This is a genomic window from Pseudomonas sp. NFACC16-2 (assembly GCF_900119205.1).
Taxonomy (GTDB): domain Bacteria; phylum Pseudomonadota; class Gammaproteobacteria; order Pseudomonadales; family Pseudomonadaceae; genus Aquipseudomonas; species Aquipseudomonas fluorescens_Q.
Map to the genome: position 1 here is coordinate 1 of NZ_FPIX01000061.1, position 15,032 is coordinate 15,032.

Here is a 15,032-nt window from a genome sequence, read left to right on the forward strand (position 1 = left end):
CCCGAACTTCAACGCCCCCAATTCCCTGGCCTTGGCTTCCCATCCCGCAGGCAATAGCGCTAACAGCTTTGGCCAATCTTCATCTAGTCCTGGTGTCACACTTGCTTTCCTTGCAACTCATCTCAATTGCGGATCAGTTTACTATTTTTGGAGTTTGGTTAGCGCCTATGGGATAAATCCCCTCGCCACAGAGGGAGGTGCTCGCCTAACCGAGACAAATTGCCGAACTGTTTTTAGCAGAAAACTGTTTGTCAGGTCCGCGCACCAAACCGATCGCGGCTGTTGGTCAGGTGCAGCCACATGGCGGCACGGGCGGCGTCGGGGTCTTGGCGCTTGATGGCATTGAAGATCGCCTCGTGCTCGAGGTTGGCCAGTTGTGCCAGCTTGCCCAGGTCAGCCTGGCCGCGCTCGGCCACGTTCACTCGGGTCCTGGGAATCATCGCACTGCCCAGGTGCTGCATGATTTCGACGAAACAGGTGTTGTCCGTGGCCTCGGCGATAAGCAGATGAAAACGCCGATCGGCTTCGACGCAACTGTCGTTGTTGCTGAACAACCGCTGATAGTCATCCAGCGCCTGGCGCATCTGCTGCAACTGGCGCTCGTTACGACGCTGGGCCGCCAAGGCGGCCGCCTGGGTTTCCAGGCCCAGGCGCAACTCCAGGATGCCCCGCACACCGGCAGCGGTGTCGACATTGAGGCGCAGCCCGGGCTCGTCGCTCTGCTCCAGCACAAAGGTGCCGATGCCGTGGCGGGTCTCCACCAGTCCCGAAGCTTGCAGCTTGGAAATCGCCTCGCGCACCACCGTACGACTGACCCCATGCTCCTGCACGATGGCCCCTTCCGATGGCAGCTTCTCCCCCGGCTTCAGCTGCCCCAGCAGAATGCTCTGGCTGAGCTTCGCCACCAAGTCATGGGCCAGGTTGTGGGTGCGCTTGCGCAGCGGGGCTTCAGTGTCTTGCATCGCCAGGGTTCCTCGAAAACAGGCTAAGCAATCCTACCATCAGCGGGCCCGGAAATGATCATCGTGAACGCTTAACTTGTATGACAACACTCAAGTTAGAGCGACACCCCACCCATCACTGACCCAGCACAACCATCACCGCCCACAGCCGCTTCGCATCATAAATCCCAAAAACCCACCGAATAACCCAACAATTACGGCATAAAAAATCCAGCCTTCCTTTCCATTTGTCATCAAAAACCCCTTGTCATCGAAAAAATTCAAGTTGTATGATGTCTATCAACATCGGCACCTGCACGATGCCCCGCATAAAAATAACGAGTGGGAGAAAAACCAAGTGAACACATCCAGCCTCAAGGCGAATGCCGGAGCGGATCCGGTGCTGCTGTCGGCCATTGCCAAGGTCAAGCGCCACATCCTGCCGCTGTTCGTCATCATGTTTATCGTCAACTACATCGACCGCGTGAACATCGGCTTCGTCCGTGCCCATATGGAGCACGACCTGGGGATCGGTGCCGCCGCCTACGGCTTAGGTGCCGGCCTGTTCTTCATCGGCTACGCGCTGTTCGAAGTCCCGTCCAATATCCTGCTGCAACGAATCGGCGCCCGTATCTGGCTGACTCGCATCATGCTCACCTGGGGTTTGGTTGCAGCAGGCATGGCCTTCATCCAGAACGAAACCCACTTCTACATCCTGCGTTTCCTGTTGGGCGTGGCCGAGGCCGGTTTCTTCCCTGGGGTGATCTATTACTTCACCCGCTGGTTGCCAGGGGTTGAACGCGGCAAAGCCATCGCCATCTTCCTCAGCGGCTCGGCCATCGCATCGCTGATCTCCGGCCCGCTGTCGGGGTTGCTCCTGCAAATCAACGGCCTGGGCATGCACGGCTGGCAGTGGATGTACTTCATCGAAGGGATGTTCTCCGTCTGCCTGTGCGTCTTCGTCTGGTTCTGGCTGGACTCCAAGCCCCACGATGCCAAATGGTTGAGCCGTGAAGAACAAGACGTGCTGGTCAAGACCATCGACGATGAACAACGCGCACGAGAAGCCGCTTCGCCTATCAAGCTGTCCATCGGCCAGTTGCTCAAGGATCGCCAGATCATCCTGTTTTGCCTGATCTACTTCTTCATCCAGCTGACGATTTACGCCGCCACCTTCTGGCTGCCCAGCATCATCAAGAAGATGGGCGAACTGAGCGACATCCAGGTCGGGATGTTCAACTCGATCCCGTGGTTGCTGTCGATCGTCGGCATGTATGCCTTCGCCTCGCTGTCGGCCAAATGGAAGTTCCAGCAGGCCTGGGTCGCCACCGCCTTGTTGATCGCCGCAGCCGGGATGTTCATGTCCACCACCGGCGGGCCGATCTTCGCCTTCGTCGCCATCTGCTTCGCGGCCCTGGGCTTCAAATCCGCGTCGTCGCTGTTCTGGCCAATTCCTCAGGCCTACCTGGACGCCCGGATCGCCGCCGGGGTGATTGCGCTGATCAACTCCGTGGGCAACCTCGGCGGGTTCGTCGCCCCCACCACCTTCGGCCTGCTGGAAGAACACACCGGGTCTATCCAGGGCGGCCTCTATGGCCTGGCGGCCACCTCGATCATCGCCGCGATCATCGTGTTCGCCGCACGCAATACGCCTAAACCCAAGTCTGCAACGACGCCGGCCAATCCTCCTGCCGCCAGTCACGTCTGATCATCAAGGATAAGCGCACATGACGACCCCAGAAGCCAGCAAAGCCCCGATCATCACCAGCATGCAGATCGTCCCCGTGGCCGGTCACGACGGCATGCTGCTGAACCTCAGTGGCGCCCATGGCCCGTTTTTCACCCGCAATATCGTTATTCTCAAGGACAACGCCGGCCACACCGGCGTGGGCGAAGTGCCCGGTGGCGAACGCATTCGCCAGACCCTCGAAGACGCCCGCTCGCTGGTGGTCGGCAGCCCCATCGGCACGTACCAGAAGATTCTCAACACCGTGCGCCAGGCGTTCGCCGACCGCGACGCCGGCGGCCGTGGCCTGCAGACCTTCGACCTGCGCATCACCATCCACGCGGTGACCGGCCTGGAAGCGGCGTTGTTGGACCTGCTCGGCCAACACCTGGACGTACCGGTCGCCGCGCTGCTCGGCGAAGGCCAGCAACGCGATGAAGTGAAGATGCTTGGCTATCTGTTTTATGTGGGCGATCGCCAACAGACCGACCTGCCTTACCGCAGCGAGCCGGACGCCGACAACGACTGGTTCCGTGTACGCCACGAAAAAGCCCTGGACGCCGACGCCGTGGTGCGCCTGGCCGAAGCAGCCCATTCGCGCTACGGCTTCCAGGATTTCAAGCTCAAGGGCGGCGTGCTCCAGGGCGACGCGGAGATCGAAGCGGTCACCGCATTGGCTGAGCGTTTTCCCCAGGCCCGCATCACCCTGGACCCGAACGGTGCCTGGTCACTGAAAGAGGCCATTCGCCTGTGCCGCGACCAGCACAAGGTGCTGGCCTATGCCGAAGACCCTTGCGGCGCCGAGAACGGCTATTCCGGTCGTGAGGTCATGGCCGAATTCCGTCGCGCCACAGGCCTCAAGACCGCCACCAACATGATTGCTACCGACTGGCGCGAGATGGGCCACGCCATCACCTTGCAGTCGGTGGACATTCCCCTGGCCGACCCACACTTCTGGACCATGCAGGGTTCCGTGCGGGTGGCGCAGATGTGCAATGAATGGGGCCTGACCTGGGGCTCGCACTCCAACAACCACTTCGATATTTCCCTGGCGATGTTCACCCACGTGGCCGCTGCGGCACCGGGCGAGATCACGGCGATCGACACGCACTGGATCTGGCAGGACGGCCAGCGCCTGACCAAGGCACCGTTGCAGATCCAGGGCGGCTGCGTGCAGGTGCCGAAAAAGCCGGGGCTGGGGATTGAGCTGGACACCGACCAACTGGCCAAGGCCCATGAGTTGTACAAGGGCATGGGGTTAGGCGCGCGGGATGATGCGGTGGCGATGCAATTCCTGATTCCAGGCTGGACGTTCAACAACAAGCGGCCGTGCCTGGTGCGCTGAAGCCAATTCAATCCTCTTGTGGCGAGGGGATTTATCCCCGCTGGGCTGCGCAGCAGCCCTAAAAGCCCCCACCTTGGTCCACCCGCCGACCGCATGCACAGATATTGGGGCTGCTACGCAGCCCAACGGGGATAAATCCCCTCGCCACAGGCATCATCCCCCTGCTACTTCTGTCGTACTAACCCTCCGGCCGCAGGATCAACACCGCCAACGGCGGCAGGTTGAGCTCCAGTGACAAGGCCTGGCCATGGCTGGGCACTTCTTCGGTGGAGGCACCACCGCCATTGCCATAGTTGGAACCGGCGTAGGTGTCGGCATCGCTGTTGAGCAATTCGACCCAGCGCCCGGCGAACGGTACGCCGACCCGATAGGCCTCGCGCGGCACTGGCGTGAAGTTGGCGACCACCAACACCGGCCGGCCCTCCTTGCTCCAGCGCAGCCAGGCGTAGACGCTGTTGAGCGCATCGTCACCAATCAACCACTGGAAACCCTGGGGCGCATCATCCTGGTCATGCAGCGCCGGTTCTTCGCGATACAGACGGTTCAGATCGCTCACCAGTTTCTGCACGCCACGGTGCTCAGGGTATTGCAGCAGGTACCAGTCCAATTGCTGGTCGTGGTTCCACTCGCGCCATTGGCCGAACTCACACCCCATGAACAACAGCTTCTTGCCGGGATGGCCCCACATGAAGCTGAGGTAGGCCCTCAGGTTGGCGAATTTCTGCCAGCGGTCACCGGGCATCTTGTCGATCAGCGAGCGTTTGCCATGAACCACTTCGTCATGGGAAATCGGCAGGACGAAGCGCTCGGACCAGGCATACACCAGGCCGAAGCTCAGTTCGTTATGGTGATGGGCGCGGTACACCGGGTCTTGCTGGATGTAGTGCAACGAATCGTGCATCCAGCCCATGTTCCACTTGTAGGCGAAGCCCAGGCCGCCCTGCTGGGTGCTCTGGCTGACGCCCGGCCAGGCCGTGGATTCTTCGGCAATGACCAGCGCACCGGGGGTTTCCAAGGCCACCACATCGTTGAGGTGCCGCAAAAAATCGATGGCTTCCAGGTTTTCCCGTCCGCCATGGCGATTAGGCACCCACTCGCCGGCCTTGCGCGAATAATCGCGATACAACATCGAGGCCACGGCATCCACTCGCAGGCCATCGACGTGGAAATGCTTGAGCCAGTGCAGCGCCGACGCCAGCATGAAGCCGTGCACTTCAGTGCGGCCCAGGTTGTAGATCAGCGTGTCCCAATCCTGGTGGAAGCCTTCCAGCGGGTTGCCGTATTCGTACAGCGCAGTGCCGTCGAACTGGGCCAGGCCGTGGGTGTCGGTGGGAAAATGCGCCGGCACCCAGTCGAGGATGACCCCGATACTGGCCTGGTGGCAGGCGTTGACGAATGCCGCGAAATCGTCCGGCGAACCAAAGCGTGCCGTTGGCGCGAATTGCGACAGCGGCTGATAGCCCCAGGAGCCGCCGAATGGGTGCTCCATGATCGGCATCAGCTCGATATGGGTGAAGCCCAGGTCCTTGACATATGGGATCAGCCGCTCGGCCATTTCATGCCAGTTGTATTGCCGGGCCACCTCCCCCGCCTCGTCGATTTCGCACTGCCAGGAGCCGGCGTGCAATTCGTAGATCGACAGCGGCGCACCCGGGAGCTGCCGCTCGCGACGGTGCTGCATCCACTCGTCGTCCTGCCACTCGATCTTCAGGGGGGAGGCAACTTTCGACGCCGTGTCTGGCGGCATCTGGGTGGCCAGGGCCACTGGGTCGGCCTTGAGTGGCAAGATGCCGTGGGCACCGAGGATTTCATACTTGTAACCCTCACCGGCACCCAGCCTCGGGATGAATATCTCCCATACGCCGGACGGATAACGGATGCGCATCGGATGCCGACGCCCGTCCCACACGTTGAAATCCCCGACCACCGAAACGCGCCGGGCATTCGGCGCCCAGACAGCGAACCGCACGCCGTCGATGCCATCGACGGTGGTCAGTTGCGCACCGAGGCAGGAACTGAGGTCGCGGTGATTGCCCTCGCCAAACAGGTAAAGGTCCATCTCCCCCAGCAACGGACCGAAGCTGTAGGGGTCTTCGGCAACTTGCTCGCCACCGGCCCAACGGGTGCGCAGCAAGTACGCCTGGGCACGGTCGAAATGGCCGACGAACAGCCCCGGGGTTGCGGTGGGTTGCAGTTCCCCCAGCTCTTCGCCGCCATCGCGGGCCAGCACATGCACGCTCAGGGCACCGGGCAGATACGCGCGAATGAATTGGCCGCCGGCGCCGTCGCCATGAGGTCCCAGGATGGAAAACGGGTCGTGGTGTTCGGCGCGCACCAACGCGTCGATGTCATGGGGCGCCGGCAGCAACGACTCTTTGGCCTGCCCCTGTGGTTCTTTGTTCGAGACACTCATGATTCTCTCCACTAAATCGGTCCGGCTACGTCGGAAAAGGGTTGCAGCCCACTCAATAACCCGACCAGACCGTGCAACGGCACGGGCAGCCAGGTGGGGCGATTCTCGGCTTCATAGGCCACTTCATAGGCCGCCTTCTCCAGGCCGAACAACGCCAGTGCGGCGTCTTCGCCTTCAGCATCCTTCCACTCATGGGCAAGACTAGCTGCCGCCAGCCGATATGCCTCGACAAATGCCTGGCGAGCCTCTTTCAGATAACGATCAGCGACCCGTTGCCGCGCCGCATCGGCATCAGCCGTGCTGTCGACGGTGTGCAAGTGAATCGCCATGGCCGCGGCATAATCGAAGGAACGCAACACGCCGCTGACGTCCTTATAAGGGCTGTGCTTGCCCCGTCGTTCATGCAATGGTCGCGCCGGCTCACCTTCGAAGTCGATCAGGTAGGCGTCGCCCTTGATCACCAATACCTGCCCCAGGTGCAGGTCGCCATGGACGCGAATGCGCAAGCCTCCTTCAGCCTTGCCGGCCAGTGCCTGGACATGGGCCAGGACGGTTTTCTTGTGTTCCAGCAAACGTGCGACCATGGCCTGGTCCGCCGGGTTCAATTGGCCTTGGTTCTGCTTGAGCAGCCGCAAGGCGTTTTCCACTTGGGCAGCCACGTCCTTGCCGATGGCCTGGGCTTGCTTGGCGTTGGTGGCCTGCGGCGCGAAGTCCGGGTCGTCGGTAGCCTGGGCCAATACCTGGTGCATTTCCCCCAGGCGCTGGCCGAGCATGCCGGCGAAATCCTTCAGTTCGCCCAGGGCGTTGTAATGCTGCTCCTGCTCGGACACCGCGTCCGCCAGCTCATCGCGCAGGGCGCGTTCGAGGTTGTTCTGGGTCCATTCCCAGGCGTCGCCCTGATTGCTCAAGTAGCCCTGGGCGATCATCAACAGCGCATCTTCACCCTGGGCGTCGCGGCGAACCACCGAACCCAGCAACGGTGAAATGTTGCTGAAACCGGCAGCAGTCAGGTAGGCGCTCATTTCCAGTTCCGGGTGCACACCCGAGGCGACCTTGCGAATCAGCTTGAGCACGAGGCTGCCGCCCACCACCACCGAACTGTTGGACTGTTCGGCGGACAAGTAACGTACCTCCGGTTCGTCTCCCAGGTTCAGCGCGGCCAGGCCTTCGGTGGGTTCGAAGCGCAACTCACCTTCGGCGAACGGCAGCACGGTGGCGGCCTGCATGCTGTGCAGCACGGCTCGCACGAAGCTTTCCAGGCTGAATGCATCGGTGATCAGGCCCACCTGACGCACCCTACGTACCCGCGACAACGCCAGTTGCTGCGGCAACGCCGCACCGACCTGGTCTTCGGCGAGCAGGCCGAACGGCAGCTGATAACGCAGGGTCTGACCGCCACTGGTGACATCGATTTCGCTGAGCAGCACCGGGTGCTGCGGGTCACCAAAGCGCACGCCATAGACAATCTCGACCTTCTCGATCGCACTGTCCTTGCCGGCGAACCAGCGCCGGTTCTGCAGCCAGCTCGGCAGGATGGTTTGCTCCAGCGTGGTGCGCGATGGCGCGTCGAGCAATTCTTCCAGGCGTTTTTTCAGCACCAGGGTGGTGAAGTCCGGCAGGCTCTGGGCCGGTTCCACGTGCCAGCTCGGCATCTGGTTTTCCGCCGCCAGGGCGAACCAATAAAAGCCGTACGGCGCCAGGGTCAGCAGGAAATTCAGTTGGCCGATGGGTGGGAAGGCGTTCCCGCCGAGCATCTCCACCGGGACCATGCCGGCATACGCCGACAGGTCCAGTTCGGCGGCCTGGGCGCTACGGGACACGTTGGCCACGCACAGGATGATTTCGTGCTTGCCGTCGGGCCCGGTGTATTCGCGGGTATAGGCCAGGATCCGGCGGTTGCTCGGCGAAAGCATTTTCAAGGTGCCACGGCCAAAGGCCTTGGACTGCTTGCGTACCGCCAGCATGCGGCGGTTCCAATTGAGCAGCGAGTGCGGATCGCCCGCCTGGGTCTCGACGTTGACCGACTGGTAACCGTACAGCGGATCCATGATCGGCGGCAGTACCAGGCTGGCCGGATCGGCGCGGGAAAAGCCGCCGTTGCGGTCGATGGACCACTGCATCGGCGTACGCACGCCATCGCGGTCGCCCAAGTAGATGTTGTCGCCCATGCCGATTTCATCGCCGTAGTACAGCGTCGGCGTGCCGGGCATCGACAGCAGCAGGCTGTTGAGCAACTCGACGCGACGACGGTCGCGCTCCACCAACGGCGCCAGACGCCGACGAATGCCCAGGTTGATACGCGCCCGACGGTCGGCGGCGTAGTAGTTCCACAGGTAGTCACGCTCCTTGTCGGTGACCATCTCCAGAGTCAACTCATCGTGGTTGCGCAGGAAAATCGCCCACTGGCAATTGGCGGGGATCTCCGGGGTCTGGCGCAGGATATCGGTGATAGGGAAGCGATCTTCCTGGGCCAGCGCCATGTACATGCGCGGCATCAGCGGGAAGTGGAAAGCCATGTGGCATTCGTCACCGTTCATCCCCTGGGCGTCGACATCACCGAAGTACAACTGGGTATCTTCCGGCCACTGGTTGGCTTCGGCCAGTAACATGCGGTCGGGGTAGTTGGCGTCGATCTCGGCGCGGATCAACTTCAGGACGTCATGGGTCTCGGGCAGGTTTTCGTTGTTGGTGCCGTCGCGCTCGATCAAGTACGGGATGGCGTCCAGGCGCAGGCCGTCGATGCCCATGTCCAGCCAGTAGCGCATCACCGACAACACGGCCTTGATGACCTGCGGGTTATCGAAGTTGAGGTCGGGCTGGTGGGAATAGAAGCGGTGCCAGAAGTACTGGCCCGCCACCGGATCCCAGGTCCAGTTGGACTTCTCGGTGTCGAGGAAAATGATTCGCGTGCCGTCGTATTTGTGGTCGTCATCGGACCAGACGTAAAAGTCCCGCGCCTTCGAACCCGGCTTGGCCTTGCGCGCACGCTGGAACCAGGGGTGCTGGTCCGAGGTGTGGTTGATGACCAGCTCGGTGATTACCCGCAGGTTGCGCTTATGGGCTTCGGCAATGAACCGCCGCGCATCGGCCATGGTGCCGTAGTCGGGGCTGACGCCACGGTATTCGGCAATGTCATAGCCGTCGTCGCGCCGGGGCGAAGGATAGAACGGCAGCAGCCAGATGGTGTTGACACCCAGGTCGGCGATGTAATCGAGCTTTTCGATCAGGCCGGGAAAGTCACCGATCCCGTCGTTATTGGAGTCGAAATAGGATTTTACGTGGACCTGGTAAATCACCGCATCCTTGTACCAGAGCGGATCTTTGATGAAGGTGGCAGACCGGGGTTTCTTCGCCATTTGCAACTCCTGATGAATTCAATAAAGCCGTCGTTGTACAAAGGCTTTTGATGGGCCGTTGTGGCGAGGGGATTTATCCCCGCTGGGTTGCGAAGCAGCCCCAAAATTTCCAACACGGCCAACCTGACGTACCCAGTGCTATCCATGGGGGTCGCTTCGCAACCCAGCGGGGATAAATCCCCTCGCCACAAAAGAATGGTTCAGACTTAAGCCACGCTGATCCGCCAGATTCCAAAGGGCTGGTAAGCCGGGTCAATGCGCATGAACTGGTACTTGCCATACCAGCTCCAGCGATGGCCATTCATCAGATCCTCGCCCTGGGTCTGGGCGTCGTCGGGCAGGCCCATCTCCCACAGCGGCAACTCAAAACTGGCTTCCTGCGGGTTATGCGGATCAAGACTCACCGCCACCAGGATGAAGTTGCTGCCGTCGGCGGTGCGCTTGCCGAAATAGAGAATGTTGTCGTTCCAGGCGTTGTAGACCTTCAGGCCCAAGTGGGTATGCAGCGCCGGGTTCTGTCGACGGATACGGTTGAGCTGGGCGATCTCGGCAATGATGTTGCCCGGCGCGGTGAAGTCTCGGGGGCGGATCTCGTATTTCTCCGAATCGAGGTATTCCTCCTTGCCCGGCACCGGTGCCGACTCACACAGCTCGAAACCCGAATACATGCCCCACAGGCCCGAGCCCATGGTTGCCAGGGCCGCGCGGATCAAAAAACCGGCGCGCCCCGACTCGTGGAGAAAGGCCGGGTTGATATCTGGCGTGTTGACGAAAAAATTCGGCCGGTAGCATTCACGCCACGGCGATTCATTGAGTTCACTGAAGTAGGTCGCCAGCTCAGCCTTGGTATTGCGCCAGGTGAAATAGGTGTAGCTCTGGGAGTAACCGACCTTGCCCAGCCGCGCCATCATGGCCGGCGTGGTGAACGCTTCAGCCAGGAAGATCACTTCAGGGTATTGCGCCCGCACATCGGCGATCAGCCATTGCCAGAACGGCAGCGGCTTGGTGTGAGGGTTGTCGACGCGGAATATCTTCACGCCTTCCTTGACCCAGCCCACCACGATGTCCCGCAGTTCCGTCCACAGGCTGGGAATCGCATCGGCCGCGTAGAAATCGACGTTGACGATGTCCTGGTATTTCTTCGGCGGATTTTCCGCATATTTGATCGTGCCGTCCGGCCGCCAGCTGAACCAGCCCGGGTGCTGCTTGAGCCAGGGGTGGTCCTGGGAGCACTGGATCGCGAAGTCCAGGGCGATCTCCAGGCCGTGGTCAGCGGCCGCCGCCACCAGGCGCCGGAAGTCCTCGCGGCTACCCAATTGCGGGTGAATGGCCTCATGCCCACCCTCCTCGCTGCCAATGGCGTACGGGCTGCCCGGGTCGTCGGGACCGGCGGTGAGGGAATTGTTCGGGCCTTTGCGGAAACTGCGACCGATGGGGTGGATCGGCGGGAAGTACAGCACGTCGAAGCCCATGTCCTGGATCACCGCCAGGCGCGAGTGCACATCGTTGAAGGTGCCATGGCGCGCAGGATCGTCGGTGATCGAGCGGGGAAACAGTTCATACCAACTGGCAAACTCAGAAAGCTTGCGCTCCACATCCAGCGGATACTCGGGGCTGATGCTCAAGTACGGGCGATGATCGGCCCGGGACATCAGATCGGCACTGCGCGGTGCCAGGAACAGCGCCACCTGCTCGGTCGGCAACAGACCGGAGAGCTCATGGTGCAGGGCCGCCAGTTGCTCGCTCAGCTCCCCTGTGCTGCGCTCGACGGCCATTTGCACCTGGTTGCGCCCTTCCTGCAGCTCCAGACTGATCGGCACCCCGGCACCGAATTTTTTCTCCAGTTCGTAGCGGAAACTGGCGAACTGATCGATCCAGGCCTCGATGCAAAACACATAGCGACCTTGCTCCGGCACATTGAACTGGCCGCGCCAGCCGTTGTTGCCCAGGTCGCTCATGACCTCGCTGTTCCATACCTCATCCTGCAGCGAACGCCAGCGAATGCGCACGGCCAGCTTGTCATGACCATCGGCGAAGACTTTGCTGGTCACTGTCACGTCCTGCCCAGCCACGGCCTTGGCGGCGAATTGTCCGCCGTCGATCACCGGCATGGTGTTTTCAATAGCGATACGCGGCAACAGCAAGGCTTGAGACAGCGGCAAATGCGGGTTGTAGGCCAGTTCAGTCGGGTGTTCGGCAGTCATCGAGCATCGCTCCTTTTACGCCCCATGGACGCGCTTGTGGCGGTAAAGGCCCAACGGGTCCCTGAAAAAACTCACTTAAACTCCGAACCGAATCAACGACTAAAAGTTCAGAGGGATTTGCCCCTGTGCATCCCGGGGATCAAAGCCGGTGCAAGGAGGTCAACAACAATAAGCACGACTCAAGCCATGTGCGTCACGGAGACCCGTCCTGATGAATATTCCCATCCCGGCCGAAACACCCGATCCGAACATCGATGATCCCACCTTGCCACCGCCCGGCCCTGATCCCGAGCCTATTCCAGAGAAAGACCCGCCACTCGCCCCACAACCGCCGCTGGGTGACCCGCCGAGCGAGGCGCCGCCGGAGCGGGTTTGATTCAAGCGTAGTTGTTCGAGAGGTGACGGGCGTCAGCGTTCTGCTCTAGAGCGGAATGACCGTTCGTCGCCTAGCGGAAAATAAAAAGCAGAAATAGACTGTGTCAAGAGTAGGAAACTTCCCACCTGAAGAATATTTAATCGTCATCTACGTCTAGGTATATGACCCGCGTAATTATTTGTCCTGCATAAGATTTTTTATCCCGTCACCTACGCATTTTTTCCTTCCTCCACTAACGCCACCTATTAGCAAAAAAAAAAACGCATCAGAACTTTCTCTTGGGCGTGAAAGACGCTTCCTACGCCCTTACAAATACCTCCTTGCCAATAGCACCCTTTGACTATAAATATGAGACATCACAAAACAAAGTGACACCTCACCATCCACTTAATTAAGGTGCAATAGAGATGAAGACAAATAACACCCCCTAGGGGAACTCATATTTAACTTTAACAATGATTCTATAAATTCGTATCACCCTCGCTATTATGCACATGAACAATTCAAAAAATATCAATATTTACAATGATTACTCGTCGAGCTTCGCCAACACAATTTGCCCATCCAGACATATAAAAATGGTCCCTTTTCCTTAGGAGTTACGATATAAATATGCGAACACTCGTGCTTACCAAAATTTTTATAAAAGAACAGCTAAAGGAACCCATTGCTCTTTTTTGGATCATGATATCACCTTGCGCTTTTTTTTATTTTCTTGCCATAACAAGACAGGACCCAACCTATTTCGAAAACAATTACATCCTCACCACAGGATGGTTCTATGCATATATTTCATCAAGCGTAGCGCTGTTCGGATTCTCCTTTTACATCATTGGAAGACGAGAAAGCGGCTTTATCAGATCTTTTATATACACTCCCAGCGCCAAGGCACTGTTTCTCAGATCACATTTACTGGCCTACTCTATCATAGCAATTTCTTACTGCGGCGTATTTTATCTCATTACACGCCCTATGTTCGGGAGCTATGACATTCAGGAAATATCACTCCTAACCACCCGCTTCTACGCTTCTTTTTTATTATTCTCCATTATAGGAATGCTGTTTACTCTTTTTCCAATCAACTTCCAGAACTCCAGTACTTTTTTCTCCATTCTTTCTTTTTGCATGTTAATTCTAGGGGTGATGGGCGCCCAGATAGAAAACGAAATCACGAACACTCTAAACATTCTCAATCCACTAACCCTGGCCAACAAGTTGATGAGTGAAGGCTTATTCCACAGACCTTATACCTCGCTAACGATTTTGCTAATTTTCATATCAAGCTATCAAATCACAAAGCACAACCTAAGAATCAACCCAGTCTGGAGCCGTTACTAATGACTTCCTTACATGTCAAGCATATCGATTTCGCCTATGATAAAAAAACAATCCTATCGGATGCCAATCTTGAAATTTCCCAGGGAGCTATTGTTGGCCTACTAGGACCTAACGGTTCTGGAAAAACGAGCTTTTTCGACTTGATTTGCAAACTTAAATTTGTTCAAGCGGGGCGTATAGATAACGACTTCTCAAAAACTCTTTACCTATCGCAAATAATAACTACGCCACCGGCTCTTCGAATGCATGACATTTTTAGAATGATAGTAGCTCTATCATCAGACGAATCCATATCCCAATTTAAGGCACTGGAAAATCTGTCCAGATGGTGTCCAGAAATCGTTAGCCGCTATAAGGACATATGGAACAAAAAAACCTCCTTATGTAGCTATGGTGAAACTCGCTGGTTCTTCACCCTTAGTTTGCTAGCTATTCCAGCCGACTTTATAATTTTGGACGAGCCTACTGCTGGCGTTGATCCGGAATTTCGCCACTATATTTGGCGATGTCTAAAGGGCGCAGCCAAGGATGGAACTACAATCCTCGTTTCCTCACATCAAGTAGAAGAAATTACTACTCACTGCGACATGTTCTATATGATCAGCCAACGTCGCTTAAATCCATTTCAGAACGGTGCAGCTTTTATGCAACGATATAACTCGAAGACGCTGGATGATGCGTTTATCCAAGCGGCTACCGACTCTGATTGGTCACGACAATCTATAAGGCCGTGACCAAGTGGAAATCTCGGTTATTTTTCTTTTTCCAACGCCCGGACAATCACCGGCATCACACTGAAAATAGCCAGCGCCAATATCGTACTCAACACAGCTGTCGCTTCCCGCCCCAACCCGGCGGCGACGCCAATGGCGGCGGTCATCCACAGGCCGGCGGCGGTGGTCAGGCCTTTGACATGACCTTCGTCGCCGTCGGTGTTTTTCAGGATGGTGCCCGCGCCGAGAAAACCAATGCCCGCAACGACGCCCTGGATCACCCGGCTCATGGCGTCGGCCTGGGAGCCAGACATCTGCGGCACCAAGACGAACAGCGCCGCCCCCAGGGCCACGAGCATGTGGGTTCGCACGCCGGCAGCCTTGCCCTTGTGTTCGCGCTCGAAACCCAGGATGCCGCCCAGCAGCGCGGCCATGAGCAGGCGCACCGTGACCCGGGTCATCTGTTGGGCATCGGTGATGTCGGCGAATTCCGCCTGCAGGGTTACCCAGACTTCATGCCACCAGGCGTCCATGGACCGTCCTCTTTCTCATTGGATAAACGATGGACCGCAAGCGAAGCCAGAGGTGCGCCCGACCGCTGATCAGCCACGACGAACCCT

The 15,032-nt window shown here is 58.5% G+C and carries 9 protein-coding genes; 4 read left to right on the forward strand and 5 right to left on the reverse strand.

Going from position 1 to position 15,032, the window contains the following annotated elements:
• Positions 1 to 251: 251 nt before the first annotated feature.
• Entirely contained in the window at positions 252 to 962 is a 711-nt protein-coding gene (locus BT116_RS28195) for a FadR/GntR family transcriptional regulator (protein ID WP_072348885.1), read from the reverse strand.
• A gap of 337 nt (positions 963 to 1,299) precedes the next feature.
• On the opposite strand from BT116_RS28195, the gene BT116_RS28200 reads away from it, so the two are divergent.
• The gene (locus BT116_RS28200) at positions 1,300 to 2,649 is read left to right on the forward strand and encodes an MFS transporter (RefSeq protein ID WP_072348913.1); all 1,350 of its coding nucleotides are present in this window, start codon (positions 1,300 to 1,302) and stop codon (positions 2,647 to 2,649) included.
• A 19-nt stretch (positions 2,650 to 2,668) separates the two neighbouring features.
• On the forward strand, positions 2,669 to 4,012 hold the full coding sequence (gudD, locus tag BT116_RS28205; RefSeq protein WP_063322045.1) for a glucarate dehydratase: 1,344 nt from the start codon (positions 2,669 to 2,671) through the stop codon (positions 4,010 to 4,012).
• 178 nt (positions 4,013 to 4,190) lie between these two features.
• Here the strand turns inward: gudD and glgB are convergent, their stop codons facing one another.
• The 3 genes from glgB to BT116_RS28220 all read right to left on the reverse strand — a co-directional run bounded on the left by glgB (position 4,191) and on the right by BT116_RS28220 (position 11,985).
• Positions 4,191 to 6,425: a 1,4-alpha-glucan branching protein GlgB gene (gene glgB, locus BT116_RS28210; RefSeq protein WP_072348887.1), complete on the reverse strand. Its 2,235-nt coding sequence runs from the start codon at positions 6,423 to 6,425 to the stop codon at positions 4,191 to 4,193.
• An 11-nt stretch (positions 6,426 to 6,436) separates the two neighbouring features.
• The gene (gene treS, locus BT116_RS28215) at positions 6,437 to 9,781 is read right to left on the reverse strand and encodes a maltose alpha-D-glucosyltransferase (RefSeq protein WP_072348889.1); all 3,345 of its coding nucleotides are present in this window, start codon (positions 9,779 to 9,781) and stop codon (positions 6,437 to 6,439) included.
• A 206-nt stretch (positions 9,782 to 9,987) separates the two neighbouring features.
• Positions 9,988 to 11,985 (reverse strand): alpha-1,4-glucan--maltose-1-phosphate maltosyltransferase, encoded by a 1,998-nt coding sequence (locus BT116_RS28220; protein WP_072348891.1) that lies wholly within the window; start codon positions 11,983 to 11,985, stop codon positions 9,988 to 9,990.
• 211 nt (positions 11,986 to 12,196) lie between these two features.
• On the opposite strand from BT116_RS28220, the gene BT116_RS31160 reads away from it, so the two are divergent.
• The gene (locus BT116_RS31160; RefSeq protein WP_170842385.1) at positions 12,197 to 12,361 is read left to right on the forward strand and encodes a hypothetical protein; all 165 of its coding nucleotides are present in this window, start codon (positions 12,197 to 12,199) and stop codon (positions 12,359 to 12,361) included.
• Positions 12,362 to 13,698: 1,337 nt separating this feature from the next.
• Complete coding sequence (locus BT116_RS28230; protein ID WP_072348895.1) at positions 13,699 to 14,433, forward strand: ATP-binding cassette domain-containing protein; 735 nt, start codon at positions 13,699 to 13,701, stop codon at positions 14,431 to 14,433.
• Between the two features lie 17 nt (positions 14,434 to 14,450).
• On the opposite strand, the gene BT116_RS28235 is transcribed toward BT116_RS28230, so the two are convergent.
• On the reverse strand, positions 14,451 to 14,945 hold the full coding sequence (locus tag BT116_RS28235; protein WP_072348897.1) for an MgtC/SapB family protein: 495 nt from the start codon (positions 14,943 to 14,945) through the stop codon (positions 14,451 to 14,453).
• Positions 14,946 to 15,032: the final 87 nt, after the last annotated feature.